This is a genomic window from Terrisporobacter hibernicus (assembly GCF_020809405.1).
In the GTDB taxonomy this organism is placed as follows: domain Bacteria; phylum Bacillota; class Clostridia; order Peptostreptococcales; family Peptostreptococcaceae; genus Terrisporobacter; species Terrisporobacter petrolearius.
This window is the reverse complement of record NZ_CP081135.1, coordinates 2,356,571-2,370,947: the sequence shown is the minus strand read 5'-3', so window position 1 is coordinate 2,370,947 and position 14,377 is coordinate 2,356,571. Positions and strand designations below refer to the sequence as shown.

The 14,377-nt window shown below is 27.9% G+C and carries 15 protein-coding genes; 6 read left to right on the top strand and 9 right to left on the bottom strand.

Annotated elements, in window-relative coordinates; translation table 11 throughout:
• The first annotated feature begins 119 nt into the window (after positions 1–119).
• Together dpaL and JW646_RS11695 are read left to right on the top strand one after the other, a co-directional pair.
• Positions 120–1,358 carry a diaminopropionate ammonia-lyase gene (gene dpaL, locus JW646_RS11700; RefSeq protein WP_228415272.1) on the top strand — a complete coding sequence of 413 codons (1,239 nt, stop codon included), beginning with the start codon at positions 120–122 and terminating at the stop codon, positions 1,356–1,358.
• A gap of 5 nt (positions 1,359–1,363) precedes the next feature.
• Entirely contained in the window at positions 1,364–2,299 is a 936-nt protein-coding gene (locus JW646_RS11695) for a D-aminoacyl-tRNA deacylase (RefSeq protein WP_228415271.1), read from the top strand.
• Between the two features lie 46 nt (positions 2,300–2,345).
• Here the strand turns inward: JW646_RS11695 and JW646_RS11690 are convergent, their stop codons facing one another.
• The 6 genes from JW646_RS11690 to JW646_RS11665 all read right to left on the bottom strand — a co-directional run bounded on the left by JW646_RS11690 (position 2,346) and on the right by JW646_RS11665 (position 5,781).
• Positions 2,346–2,498: a YitT family protein gene (locus tag JW646_RS11690; protein WP_255701299.1), complete on the bottom strand. Its 153-nt coding sequence runs from the start codon at positions 2,496–2,498 to the stop codon at positions 2,346–2,348.
• A complete protein-coding gene (locus JW646_RS20295) occupies positions 2,467–2,640 on the bottom strand; it encodes a YitT family protein (protein ID WP_228415270.1) in 174 nt (57 codons plus the stop codon). Before JW646_RS20295 ends, JW646_RS11690 begins: the two co-directional genes overlap by 32 nt.
• A 21-nt stretch (positions 2,641–2,661) precedes the next feature.
• Positions 2,662–3,903 carry a peptidase T gene (gene pepT, locus JW646_RS11680; RefSeq protein WP_074919793.1) on the bottom strand — a complete coding sequence of 414 codons (1,242 nt, stop codon included), beginning with the start codon at positions 3,901–3,903 and terminating at the stop codon, positions 2,662–2,664.
• Positions 3,904–4,046: 143 nt separating this feature from the next.
• Positions 4,047–4,487 (bottom strand): hypothetical protein, encoded by a 441-nt coding sequence (locus JW646_RS11675; RefSeq protein ID WP_228415269.1) that lies wholly within the window; start codon positions 4,485–4,487, stop codon positions 4,047–4,049.
• Between the two features lie 22 nt (positions 4,488–4,509).
• Positions 4,510–4,659, bottom strand: a complete 150-nt coding sequence (locus JW646_RS11670) for a hypothetical protein (protein WP_175487706.1) — start codon at positions 4,657–4,659, stop codon at positions 4,510–4,512.
• Positions 4,660–4,995: 336 nt separating this feature from the next.
• Positions 4,996–5,781, bottom strand: coding sequence for a PIG-L family deacetylase (locus tag JW646_RS11665; protein WP_083399430.1), 786 nt, complete (start codon positions 5,779–5,781; stop codon positions 4,996–4,998).
• Positions 5,782–6,037: 256 nt separating this feature from the next.
• On the opposite strand from JW646_RS11665, the gene JW646_RS11660 reads away from it, so the two are divergent.
• A complete protein-coding gene (locus JW646_RS11660) occupies positions 6,038–6,760 on the top strand; it encodes a response regulator transcription factor (RefSeq protein WP_148558277.1) in 723 nt (240 codons plus the stop codon).
• Entirely contained in the window at positions 6,732–8,345 is a 1,614-nt protein-coding gene (locus tag JW646_RS11655) for a HAMP domain-containing sensor histidine kinase (RefSeq protein WP_228415268.1), read from the top strand. The genes JW646_RS11660 and JW646_RS11655 overlap by 29 nt, the downstream gene beginning before the upstream one ends.
• Positions 8,346–8,476: 131 nt before the next feature.
• On the opposite strand, the gene JW646_RS11650 is transcribed toward JW646_RS11655, so the two are convergent.
• Positions 8,477–9,259 (bottom strand): PIG-L family deacetylase, encoded by a 783-nt coding sequence (locus tag JW646_RS11650; protein WP_148558275.1) that lies wholly within the window; start codon positions 9,257–9,259, stop codon positions 8,477–8,479.
• Positions 9,260–9,463: 204 nt separating this feature from the next.
• Between JW646_RS11650 and JW646_RS11645 the strand changes: the two genes are divergently transcribed.
• Positions 9,464–10,186, top strand: a complete 723-nt coding sequence (locus tag JW646_RS11645; protein WP_148558274.1) for a response regulator transcription factor — start codon at positions 9,464–9,466, stop codon at positions 10,184–10,186.
• Positions 10,158–11,777: a HAMP domain-containing sensor histidine kinase gene (locus JW646_RS11640; RefSeq protein ID WP_228415267.1), complete on the top strand. Its 1,620-nt coding sequence runs from the start codon at positions 10,158–10,160 to the stop codon at positions 11,775–11,777. Before JW646_RS11645 ends, JW646_RS11640 begins: the two co-directional genes overlap by 29 nt.
• Positions 11,778–11,923: 146 nt before the next feature.
• On the opposite strand, the gene murI is transcribed toward JW646_RS11640, so the two are convergent.
• Positions 11,924–12,700, bottom strand: a complete 777-nt coding sequence (gene murI / locus JW646_RS11635) for a glutamate racemase (protein WP_228415266.1) — start codon at positions 12,698–12,700, stop codon at positions 11,924–11,926.
• A 426-nt stretch (positions 12,701–13,126) separates the two neighbouring features.
• Entirely contained in the window at positions 13,127–14,341 is a 1,215-nt protein-coding gene (locus tag JW646_RS11630; protein WP_228415265.1) for an MFS transporter, read from the bottom strand.
• Positions 14,342–14,377: the final 36 nt, after the last annotated feature.

Here is a 14,377-nt window from a genome sequence, read left to right as displayed (position 1 = left end):
ATTTTGAAATATAAACTTATAAACCTACAAATATTTTATCATCCATAACAATAAATATATATTTTGCTATAATTATTTTATACTAGTTTTTATAAATTATATCTTTGGAGGAATATAAAATGATAAGCTTTGAAGAACAATTAGGAATTAATGTAATTTCAACCTCTGTGAACAATCATAATTTACCTCTATTTTTAAATGAGGAAGTATCTGACAAAGTAAGAAATTTCCACTCATCAATTGTCAACTATGAAGCAACACCTCTTGTATCTTTAAATAATTGGGCAAGAAAACTAAATGTTAAAGGAATTTATGTTAAAGATGAATCTTATAGATTTAATTTAAATGCTTTTAAAGGTTTAGGAGGCTTATATGCTATTTTTAAAATAGTCTGTAAAAAACTAAGTCTAGATGATAACAAAACAACTTTTGAAGATTTGCAAAACCCTGAAATAAAAAAATATTTAAAAGACATGGTTTTTATAACTGCTACTGACGGAAATCACGGCAAAGGTGTGGCATTTGCTGCATCAAAATTAGGATGCAAATCTATAGTTCTTATGCCAAAAGGAACTGTAGAAGTTAGAGCTGAGGCAATCCGCCAAGTAGGCGCTTATGAAGTAACTATTACAGATCTTAATTATGATGATGCTGTAAGAAAAGCTGCTACGTTAGCTGAGGAAAATAATTGGTACCTAGTTCAGGATACAGCTTGGGATGGATATGAAGATGTGCCTAATTTTATCACCCAAGGATATACAACAATGGCAAATGAAGCTTATGATCAATTACAAGAATACGGTGTCGAAAAGCCAACGCACTTATTTTTACAAGCTGGTGTAGGGTCCATGGCTGGAGGAGTTTTAGGATACTTTGCAAATAAGTATAAAGGTAATCCTCCTATTACAACAATTGTAGAACCGAAAACTGTAGCTTGTATTTATAAATCTGCTTTATTAGATGATGGAAATCCTCATGCAGTTACTGGAGATTTACAAACTATAATGGCAGGTTTAAATTGTGGTGAACCAAATACTGCTACTTGGCCTATTCTTAGAGATTTTGCATCTTTTTATGCTGCTTGTCCCGATTATGTAACTGCTAGAGGTATGAGAATTTTAGCCTCTCCTATTGACGATGATAAAAAAATTATTTCTGGAGAATCTGGAGCAGTTGGTATTGGACTATTATCTTTATTAATGGAAAAAAGTGAATTAAAAGAAATAAAAAAAGCTATGAATTTAAATTCTGATTCAGTAGTTTTAATATTTAATACAGAAGGCAATACTGACCCTATAGGATATGACGAAATAATTTATGATGGTAGAAATCCAAGTTCATTTGTAGAAGGAAGGTAATTGGAATGAATTATAATAAAAAAGCTGTATATTTTTTTTGTACAGATTATGAAAGAGATGAGGTTGCCCCTAGGGTTCTTGACTATTTAAAAAATAATTATTCTCTAAAATTAAGCAATACAAAATTTGATAATAGAAATATTTATAACTATATTGATGAAAACAATAATTTATTTACTTATGTGGAAACTGACAAAGTGCTAAGTTATGACTACGATAAATATATACCTATATTAAATGAGTTATTTTCAGATTATGATGTTGCTGGTGTTGTAAACTGGCATGGTGGCGAAAAAGCTCCAGATAAAATTCTTACAGTTCATTCAACGGGTGATGTTGTAGGAGGTATTTATGCCCCTTCTCATCCTCTTTACTTAAGAAATCTATTAGTTTCCATGGAAAAACATAAAGCAGAAAATAATCTTGATGATTTCAAAGTAATGACTGAAGGAACTCATTGGACAGGTACCATAAGAGGTGGAGATATTAATTTAATTGATAAATATGAAGTTCCTTTATTTGACATAGAAATAGGAAGTACCTTAGACAGTTGGAGTAACGAATTAGCAGTTAAAATATTAGCTACCTCCTTGCAAGATGTGTTTTCAGATGAAGATCCTATAAAAGTTCTTCTTTGTACTGGTGGTATGCATTTTGAAGATACATTTTCCAATATAATCATAGATAAAGATTGTAAAATATCTGTAGGTCATGTTCTTCCTAATCAATGGTTAGTCCAAGGTGAATACGATAAGGATGAGAAATATGATTTATTAAAAAAATGTACTAACTCTATTGTTGGCAATATTGATGGTATAGTTATTCACGATAACTTAAAGTCCGGTTATAAAAATCAGATAAAAAAACTTGCTGAAGAATTGAATGTACCTACTTTTAAACATAAAAAATTAAGAAATCCAAAAGATTTACCTATTTGGTAACACATTAAAAAGCATATAATAAGTAAATTATTAATTAATAATAATTTCACTTATTATATGCTGTAATAATCAAAGCTGCCTTTGCTTGATCCAAACCTTCTGATACTATATCTATTATTTTGTAAGTTATAAAATATGTCATTATGGAATAAAGAGCTCTATCCCATTCAAACAATATTCCAGCTACCATATAAATCATTAAATTGATTAATAGTATTACTTGCCCTACAGAAAAAATGTTTTTTTGTTAAGAAGCTTAGTATTATAGAAATTCCCGTAATTCCACCATCAATAATTCGATTGGGAATGAGAAATACTTCTAAGGCTAATGCTGCTAACAAAATACCTATATTTTTTAGAAGTTATTTAATCTCTTCATGACTTATAGCATCATTTTTTATAATATTAATTATGGTTTCTTTTGCCTTTACCATATCCTCTCCTGAGATATATTCGTAAATCCCATGAAAATTTACCCCTCCAGTGAATATGTTAGGTGTTGGTAGTCCCATATATGACAGTTTTGCACCATCTGTTCCTCCTCTTATAGGAACTATTTTAGGTGTTATCCCTGCTTCTATCATAGATTTCTTAGCTAACTCTACAACATACATAACTGGCTCTATTACTTTTTTCATATTGTAATATTCATCTTTAACTTCTACTTTTATAACTTCTTTTTTATATTTTTCATTAATTCTATCACCAATATTTTTTAATAAATCTTTTCTTTTTTGCAAATTACCTAAATCAAAATCTCTAATTATATATTTTAATGTGGCCTTTTCTATTCCACCCTTAAAATCTGTAATCATATAAAAGCCATCATATCCATCAGTTTTTTCAGGAACTTCATCCTCAGGTATCAATGAGTGAAATTCCATGGCTACAGTAGTTGCATTTACTAGAATATCCTTAGCTGAACCAGGATGTACACTTTTACCTGTAATACTAACTATGGCACCAGCAGCATTAAAATTTTCATATTCTAGCTCACCTAAATGACCTCCATCTATTGTATATGCAAAATGAGCATTAAATTTTTTCACATCAAACAAATCTGCCCCTCTACCGACTTCTTCATCAGGAGTAAAACCTATAGCAATTGGTCCGTGTTCAATTTCTTTATGGTCAATTATGTATTTTATTGATTCTATAATTTCTGCTATTCCTGCTTTATCGTCAGCACCAAGCAAAGTAGTTCCATCTGAAGTAATTAAAGTTTTTCCTATCTGATCCTTTAAATATGGAAACTCTTTCATTGATAAAACAATATTTTTTTCCTTATTTAATATAATGTCTTCTCCATTGTAGTTTGGATGAATTTGTGGTTTCACATTTTCTCCACAAGCTGCTGGTGCAGTATCCATATGAGAAATAAATCCTATGGTATTACACATTTTATCTGTATTTGATGGTATAAATCCATATACATAACCATTATCATCCATATAGGCATTTCCCACGCCTATTTCTTTTAGATCTTCTACTAAAATTTCACCAAGATTTTTTTGTCTTTCTGTACTCGGCGTAGTAATTGAGTCTTCTTCGCTTGTTGTATATATTTTTGCATATTTTATAAAGCGGTTAATTAAATTCTCCATTATAAACCTCCTATTAATTATAAACTCTTCATATTTATTATTTGTTTTGGAAGTATATTTTAACCAAAAAATAAAAGACTGCAGATAAGTTTATGTTTATCAAAACCTACCTACAGCCTTATATTATCTATAATTTATATATACTATTTATTTATTTCATCAAAAATTTTCTGTTGTTCTTCTAAAGAATCCAACTTCATATTGCTAGTAAAACCTGTAGCATATTCACCAACTGCTGAATTTTCTTCTAAGTTATTAGCAAGGGTTATTTCTCCTAACTTTTTATATTCTATAAATCCTAACTTATTATCAGAATTTAAGCAAACTTTAAGTTCTTCATCATCAATTTTAAAAATATATGCGTTATAATCTTCTTTATTTTTTGCTTTTTTATATTCACTTACCTTAGTTCCTATAATTGATTCTAAATTATTTTTATCTAGACTATTATTTTTTTCTGAACTACTTGATATTTTGAAATATGCATTTTGGAAACTTGTATATTCTTGCTTTTTACTGCATCCTATAATTAAGAATGTTGAGATTATCAAAGATGTAAATAATAAATATATTTTTTTATTCATAATATCACCTCTATGTTTATTCTTACAAACTTATTTTTATTTTACTACTTGGGTATATTTTGACATAAATAATTCTTTCATTATTTACCCATTCTCCGTCATAATTTTGAGTTCTATATTGTACTAAAACTGTGCCTATTGCTGGGTTTCCTTTATTCCCTACGCCTGACACTTTATATGCACCTTTACCTCTGTTTACAAATTTATAGTTTTTATATTTGATAAAAACTATTTTAGCTTTAGTTGAACTTAATCGTTCCCCCTTATTAATTTTATAATAACTATATATTTTTGTTTCAGATAAAGTATTATGCCCTCATATTAATAATATTAAATTATTAGATTATCATTTACAACTTAATTTTTCGTAATGAAAACTAACTTATCTCGATCAATTTATGCAAATTATATTAGGATCATACCTACTAAACAAAAGTGTGTAAACTGACAACTTTGCCAACTTACACACTTTACTTTGTATCTATATAAATTTATAGCAACTTCTTTTTTACACACTAGGTGTATGTAATATAGAGTCATAATTTCTCATAAGTCTTTCAAAAGATTTATGATCTGACTTATATCCTATCCCTTCTCTTTTTTCATTCTCATCTACTAACTTGTATTGTTCACAAGCTTTTCTTATTTTTTCTTTATCTTCTTTTTTCACTGCTTTATAAAATATTCTTTCACTTTCTGGAATATCATTTTTATACTGTGGCTTTACAAAATATTTTACATCTTTTATATTTCCTGCATTGTATAAAGATTGAATAACTGATCCATTTTTAAGATGTTGCAAATGCCAGTCTAATTTATAAGTATGTGCTACATGTGTTACACTTTTCAATTCCTTTTCAAATTTCAAAGCAATTTGTTCCATTTGTTCAAAACTTGTAGTTCCAGTTTTATTTGTTCTTGGTAATAAAACCACATTCTCTCTTTTAACTCCTAATGCATTAACTGCCGCAAGAAATTCCCTTTCTCTATATTCATACTTTTCCATTTGACTCATTTTGTCAAATATCTTTTCTTTGCCAAATACTTTTATTCCTGTTCCATAAGATACTTGTACCACGTAAACATGATCCGCTCCTACTTCATTTATAGCCTCTATAATTGCTGCTGATGCCCAAAGTGTTTCATCATCTTGATGTTGAGCATAAAAAACTACATTATCTTTAAATTTTGTATCTCCATAACTTTCTTCATTTTCAAATCCTGTTATAAATAATGGCAACATTAGCAATACTATTATTCCTATTGCTAACTTCATCTTATTTTTAATCCTCATATTTATCTCCTTCTCCCTTAAGTACTACTTTTATTATACCTATAACAAATTACTAATTGATTACATGACAATAACAATTTTATTACAATTGTGTAATATTATGTAGGAATCGTTATAAATTTGTAACATTTAATACTTTCTTTTGGTATAATTGGTTTGGCTATTCCAATTTTTAGCAATGTATTTATCTAAATCTTTGTAAAGCATAAAGGTTGGCAATATGACCACTGGAAATTTATATAAGGGAGTGTAATTTATGAATGAAAATATTTTAGTAGTCGACGATGAAAAAGAAATAGTCGACGCTATTGAATTTTACTTAAAACCTGAGGGGTATAATGTTATAAAATCATACGATGGCTTACAAGCACTTGAAATGATTATAGAAAATGACATTAAGCTTATCATTATGGATGTAATGATGCCAAACATGGATGGTCTTAAAACTACTATGAAAATAAGAGAGGATAAAAATATACCAATTATTTTATTATCTGCAAAATCCGAAGATGTGGATAAAATTTTAGGACTAAATATGGGCGCTGATGATTATATAACTAAGCCCTTTAATCCATTAGAGCTAACTGCAAGGGTTCGTTCTCATCTCAGAAGATATATAAATTTGGGGAATATGTCTGATGCAAGCTTATCCTCTAATGTAGAAGATAAAATGACAATTTTAAAAAGTGGCGGATTAGAATTAAATCCAGAAACAAAAGCTGTAACTTTAGATGGAGATAGTGTAAAGATTACACCTATTGAGTATAAAATTTTAGAGCTACTTCTTTCTAATCAAGGGAGAGTTTTCTCATCTCATGAGTTATATGAAAGAGTTTGGGAAGAGGAGGCTTATAATTGCGAAAAAACTGTAGCAGTTCATATTAGAAGAATTCGCAAAAAAATTGAAATAGATTCAAAAAATCCAAAATATTTAAAGGTGGTGTGGGGAATTGGCTATAAAATTGAAAAACTACGCTAAAAATCTAGGCTCTGATAATACCTCTGTAAAAATATTTTCTTTATTCTTTATGTTTTTGTCTGCATCTATTTTTGTAGAAACAGTAGGATTTATTTCTAGAGATCCAAGTTTTCCAGACTATTTTGCAAGTGCAATTCACCATGACAGTTGGTTCCCTTATACTTTTGTAAGGCAATTTATTTTATTTGGATCAGCTGACTACTACTATGATAGTATATATATGTTTTGGGCATATACATCTGTGTGCATTGTTTCTTTTATTTTAACTTTTATATCATTTCGTTTTTATAAAAAAAATATCAAAACTACAACTTTTATTGATGGCTTTATAAAATACCTAAATAATAAACTTCCCTTAGAGCTAGTTTTACTATTAGTTTTTATATCTATTCAAGTTGCTAGATACGGAATGCACAGGGAATTATATATGTACGATAAATTCCTATTCTACGATGTTGCAGCCTTATACCTAATATATTTTGCAATAAATTATGTTATTTATAATAAAGAAAATTTATTTAATAAATTATATACATCATCTTTTATAAAAACCCTAATAAATAAACATAATAGAAAATCACTAAACAAAAAACTTGCCTATGCTTTATGCTTTGAATTAATACTTCAAATCATATTATTATTTGTTTTGCTTGCAACCTTTAACAATAATTTTATGATTATTTTTATATTTTATATTTTTGTAACTTTGATATCTTATATTTTTATATTTAAATTAATCTATAAAAAATTTGATTATATAGAATACATTTCAAAGGAAGTTGAGTCTATAAAAAACGGCGATATTGATTGTAAACTACAAATTAAGGGAAATGATCAAATTGCTCTTCTAGCAGAAAATATTAATAATATGAATGAAGGTCTTACTAAGGCTGTAGATAACGCAATAAAAAGTGAAAAAATGAAGACAGAATTAATCACAAATGTATCTCACGATTTAAAAACACCGTTAACATCTATCATAAATTATGTGGATATGCTAAAAAGTGATACTCTAGAAGATGATACAAGGAAATCTTATTTATCTATTTTAGATAAAAAATCTAAGAGACTTAAAATTTTAGTTGAAGAAATTTTTGAAGCTGCAAAACTTAGCAGCGGTGAAATGGAATTTAACATAGAAAAAACCGATATTAAAGAACTTCTAATACAAAGTATTGTTGAATTAGAAGATAAAATCAAAAAAAGTAGATTGGATTTTATTGTAGACACACCAGATAAACCTGTATTTACTATGATAGACGGTAAAAGAACTTTTAGAGCTTTTGATAATGTAATTTCAAATATAACAAAATACTCTACTCCTAATACTAGAGTCTATATAGATTTATTTGTTGAAAATAATACTATATCTATAGTTTTCAAAAACATTTCTAATTATAGATTAAATTTAAGTCCAGATGAATTTTTAGAAAGATTCAGACGTGGCGATTCTTCTAGAAATACTGAAGGTTCCGGTCTTGGTCTGTCTATTACTCAAAGTATTTTAAATACACAAAACGGTACTATGGATTTAGACATAGATGGAGATTTATTTAAGGTAATTCTACAATTTGAAACATGCTAATAAAGTTTTATATTACTCAATATATAAAGTAAACTGTGTAAATATAACAGAATAGGTCAACAAAATTAGGGGATGAACTTACATAAAATTCATCCCTTTTTATACCTTAAATATATAAAATCTAAATGTTCTTAAACACTAGGTGTGTGTAATATAGAATCATAATTATCCATAAGCCTTTCGAATGATTTATTATCTGACTTATATCCTATACCTTCTCTTTTTTTATCCTTATCTACCATCTTATATTGTTCACAAGCTTTTCTTATTTTTTCTTTGTCTTCTTTTTTTATAGCCTTATAGAATATCCTTTCGCTTTTAGGAATTTCGTCTTTATACTCTGGCTTAACAAAATATTTTACATCTTTTATATTTCCTGCATTGTATAAAGATTGAATAACTGCACCATTTTTTAAATGTTGTAAATGCCAGTCTAATTTATAAGTATGAGCAACATGAGTTACACTTTTTAATTCACGTTCAAATTTTAAAGCAGTTTGTTCCATTAACTCAAAACTTGTAGATCCTGTATTATTTAATCTAGGTAATAAAACTACGTTTTCTCTTTTAACTCCCAATTCCTTAACAGCTGCAAGAAACTCTCTTTCCCTATATTTATATCTTTCCATTTGATTCATATTATGAAAAATATTTTCTTTATCAAATATTTTTATTCCTGTTCCATAAGATACTTGTACAACATAAACATGATCCGCTCCTACTTCATTTATTGCTTCTATGATGGCAGCTGACGCCCAAAGCGTTTCATCATCTTGATGTTGAGAATAAAACACCACATTATCCTTAAATTTTGCATTTTCATGACTTTCTTCATTTTCAAATCCTGTTATAAATAATGTTACTATCAATAATACTACTATACTTATTGCAAATTTAATTGTATTCTTTGCCATAATATTCACTCCTTCTCCCTCATCTGTTAATCTCATTTTACATGTCATAAATTACCAAACAATTACACAGAAATAACAATTATATTACAATTACATGATGATATGCATAAATCTTTATAAATTTGTAATAATTAAGAACTGTTTTTGATATCTTCTTTTGATATAATTGATTTTGCTAGGAACGCTATATAAAGGAGGGTATTTATGAATAAAAATATTTTAGTAGTTGATGACGAAAAGGAAATAGTTGATGCTATTGAGTTTTACCTAAAACCTGAGGGATATAATATTTTAAAAGCATATGATGGGTTACAAGCTCTTGAAATGATTATAGAAAATGATGTTAAACTTATTATTATGGATGTAATGATGCCAAATATGGATGGTCTTAAGACTACTATGAAAATAAGAGAAGATAAAAATATACCAATTATTTTATTATCTGCAAAATCCGAAGATATAGATAAAGTTTTAGGACTAAATATGGGGGCTGATGATTATATAACCAAGCCTTTTAATCCACTAGAACTAACTGCAAGAGTTCGTTCTCATCTTAGAAGATATATAAATCTAGGCCATATACCTAATATAAATTTATCTCCTAATATAGAAAATAAAATGATAATTTTAAGAAGTGGTGGATTAGAATTGAATCAAGAAACAAAATCTGTAACTCTAGATGGTGATGAAGTAAAGATCACACCTATTGAATATAAAATTTTGGAACTACTTCTTTCTAATCAAGGAAGAGTATTTTCTTCCCATGAGTTATATGAAAGAGTTTGGGAAGAAGATGCTTACAATTGCGAAAAAACTGTAGCAGTTCATATTAGAAGAATCCGTCAAAAAATCGAAATAGATTCAAAAAATCCAAAATATTTAAAGGTGGTGTGGGGAATTGGCTATAAAATTGAAAAAATTAAATAAGGACTTTAGCTCTGTAAACTCTTATATAAAGATTTCTTCTATTTTATTAATGGCTTTATTTGCTTCTTTATTTTTTAACACTGTATTATTTATATTTAGAGATAATTTCTATCTTTTTGAAAGTATTATTAATAATTATGGTTGGTACGATTCCACAGGTGTTAGAACATTTATTTTATTTGGGCCAGATATTTATTATATGGACAATAGAATAGTAGCTTTAGCAGTATTAGCTATTTGTATAATTTCATTAATTGCAACTTTTATAAGTTTTAAGTTTTATAAAAAAAACCTTAAAACGAAAACTTCTTTTAGCAAATATATTACATTCTTGTATGAAAAACTTACTATAGAAGTACCTTTCTTATTTGTTATTGTATCTGTCTTCTTAAGTGCAAATAGTATGGATAGAGTAATATATGTCTATGATTGGTTTGTAATTTATGATGCTATTTGCTTGTTATTTCTATTATTTTTAATCAATTATATTATTTATAACAAAAATAATTTGCTTAACAAAGCATACTTATCTCCATTTATAAAAGCTTTATTTAACAAAAACTATAAAAAAACAGTAAATAGGAAATTAGCTTATTCTCTATGTTTTGGCATATTAGTACAAACTATTATCTGGATGTTTATTTTTAATTATATTTACGGTGAGCTAATATACGCATTGAAATTCATTCTATTTCTAGATCTTGTCACTTTTGTACTTTGCATCTATTTATTCAGAATAACTTGTGAAAAGTTTGATTATGTAGATTATATATCAAAAGAAGTAGAATCTATTAAAGAAGGATCTCTAGATTATAAGCTAAATATTAAAGGCAATGATCAAATCGCTACCCTTGCTAATAATATAAACAATATGAGTGAAGGTTTGGGAAAAGCTGTAGATAATGCCATAAAAAGTGAAAAAATGAAAACAGAATTAATCGCAAATGTTTCTCATGACTTAAAAACACCTTTAACATCCATAATAAATTATGTGGATATGTTAAAAAGTGAAGATATAGATGATGATACGAAAAAGGCTTATTTATCTATTTTAGATAAAAAATCTAAGAGACTTAAAACTTTAGTTGAAGAAATTTTTGAAGCTGCAAAACTTAGTAGCGGTGAAATGGAATTTAATATTGAAAAAACTGATATTAAAGAACTTTTAATACAAAGTATAGTAGAACTGGATGATAAAATTCAAGAAAGTAGACTAGATTTTATTGTTGAAACTCCAGAAAAACCTATATTCGCTATGATTGATGGCAAACGAACTTTCAGAGCTTTTGAAAATCTAATCGCAAATATAACAAAATACTCTGCTCCTAATAGTAGAGTTTATATAGATTTATTTGTTGAAAATAATACTATATCAATTATATTTAAAAATATGTCAAATTATAGATTAAATTTAAGCCCAGATGAGTTTTTAGAAAGATTTAGACGAGGCGATTCTTCTAGAAATACTGAAGGTTCAGGACTTGGTCTATCCATTACTCAAAGTATTGTTAATACACAAAATGGAACTATGGATTTAAATATAGATGGTGATTTATTTAAGGTGATTTTACAGTTTGAAACATGTAAATAAAAAATTTACTTCGCTTAAGCCACTATGTGAGCGCTATACTTCATGTGTCCAACAAGATGCCTTCGTTACCACTTCATACAACGGCCTTGCTCAGGTCAAATGGTTGGAAAATAGAAAAAAACAAAGTATTAAATACTTTGTTTTTTTTATCTATTTAATAGTTTTTCTGATAATTTTATAAATTTTTCATCATCTGAAGAGTTATAAATTATAACACTTCCTTCTTTATTATCATCTCTTAATTCCTCTTTTTCTTTTAAAACTTCTTTTAAGTGATTTGTAGTTCCTAAGTTTCCATCAACTATATTTATATTGTTATTTAATATTTTTTCCATGTAATCTTTATAAAATACAAAGTGTGTGCATCCTAAAACAACGCTGTTAATCTTCCTCATATCTAAGTCTTTATAATAAGTTTTCAGTTGATTTTCAACAACTTCTTCATTATCTAATAAATCATTTTCTACTATATTTACAAGTTCTGGACATGGCATTTTTATTACAGTATTTTCATCACTATATTTTGCCATTAAGTCATTAAATTTAGTTTCTTTCAACGTAAGGGGCGTTGCCATTACTACTATAGTATTGTTAACTTTTCCGTCAGCAGCAACTTTTAGTGCTGGCTCCATTCCTATTATTGGTAAGTTAGAATATTTTTCTCTAAGTATATTGGCTGCTGCAGAAGTTGCTGTATTACAAGCTATAACAATAGCCTTTACACCTTTACTTAAAAAAAACTCTATAATATCCATACATCTTTCAGTTATCTCTTCTTTTGTTTTTATTCCATAGGGAGCATTTGCTGAATCACCATAATATAAAAATTTCTCATTTGGCATAGCTTTAACTAATTCTTTTAATACACTCACTCCGCCTAAGCCTGAATCAAAAACACCTATTGCTTTATCTTTATTATCCATTACTTTAACCTCCAATACTAACTCTTTATATATAAACATTTCAACTTATTTCTTATTCTAAATTTTAAATAAAACCTTTGTAATCATATTGTTTGCTCTTTTTATTATAAAATATCTTATTTATTAATACAAAGAAAAATTTCTAACCCTTTAATTCAGGTTGCATCTATATGTATGTGTTTATTCTTAGGAAGTATATATTTACCAGGTGCTCCAGCTGATTTGTCTTGGCTTTATGAAGGTGCTGTAATTCTTCATTTGCTCGCTTTAGGGTTAATATTTTATATCTGGGTTGCTCTTAATGTCATCGAAGCCAGAGAGCCTAGATATAATTAATATAAAAAAATTACTGAAATCTACACTCCAGTAATTTTTTGTTTATGTTATAAATAATTAGTTATTTTTAAGTTTTATTTAATAATCTTATTATGGTCTTTTTATGCCTAAAAAACATATAAATCCTATTACTACTGCACTTATCATTAATATAAAAGTAGTTAAATACGAACCACTTGAATCATATAGATATCCTGCTATAGTTCCTCCAAAAGAAGCAACAATCAAACTTAAATTAACTATTGGAAAGTTAATTGGATAGTATGTTGGTCCATAAAATGCATTTACAAAAGCAGAGCTTGTTGTAGGTATACCTCCATAAGAAAAACCACAACACATAAATCCAAGTACTATTAATAAAAAACTTTTGTTCATAAGAGCAAGTATTAAAATTCCCACAGATATAAAGAATACTATATTAATTATGAACATAGTTTTCTTTCTTCCTATTTTATCAAACATACCTCCATAAACTACACGACCAATACCATTAAATATAGAAATTAGCCCAACAACAGTTGCTATAGTTGATGGATCTACTTGTGGTCCTACTTCCATAGCCACACCTTTAGCTTGAGAAATTAATGCTAGCCCTGCTCCACTTAATAATACGGCCCAAGTAAAAAATAGCCAAAAAGCAGGTCTTTTTATCATTATAGAAGCATGAACATCTATACCGTCCTCAAAATTTTTATTTTTGTTAGTCTCCGACTTATTTTTTGGAGGTACAAAATCATCACCTGGTTTAATAAAGAAAAAACCACCTATACCAATTACTATAAATAATAATACACCAAATATCATAAATGAAGTTCTCCAACCACCTATTTCTGTTGGAGTGTATGCTTGATATACTTTACCTGTGATAAAACTTCCTATACCAAATCCCATTAATAAAATTCCCGATATTAGTCCTTGTTTGTCTGGAAACCATTTTGACATAGTACTCATTACCGCATTATATGCAAGACCAGATGCAAATCCTGCTAAAATACCAAATCCAACATATAACCCTATTAAAGTAGTTGTTTTTGATGATATATAAAATGCAATTAAAAACAATATTGCTGATGCCCAAACATTATACTTTACATTAACTTTATTTGATAATAATCCTCCAACTAATCCCCCTAAACAAAACATCGTCATGCCTATGGTAAAAGTTAATGATAATTGTGCTGTTGACCAGTTTGTAAATTCTTGACCTATAGGTGAAGCTAATACACTCCACGCATATATAAGGCCTGCAAATAACAAAACAATGGTACCCACAACAGCATATATCCAACGATTAAGTTTTTTCATACTAATCTCCCCTATTAATTATATTAAAAACCAAAA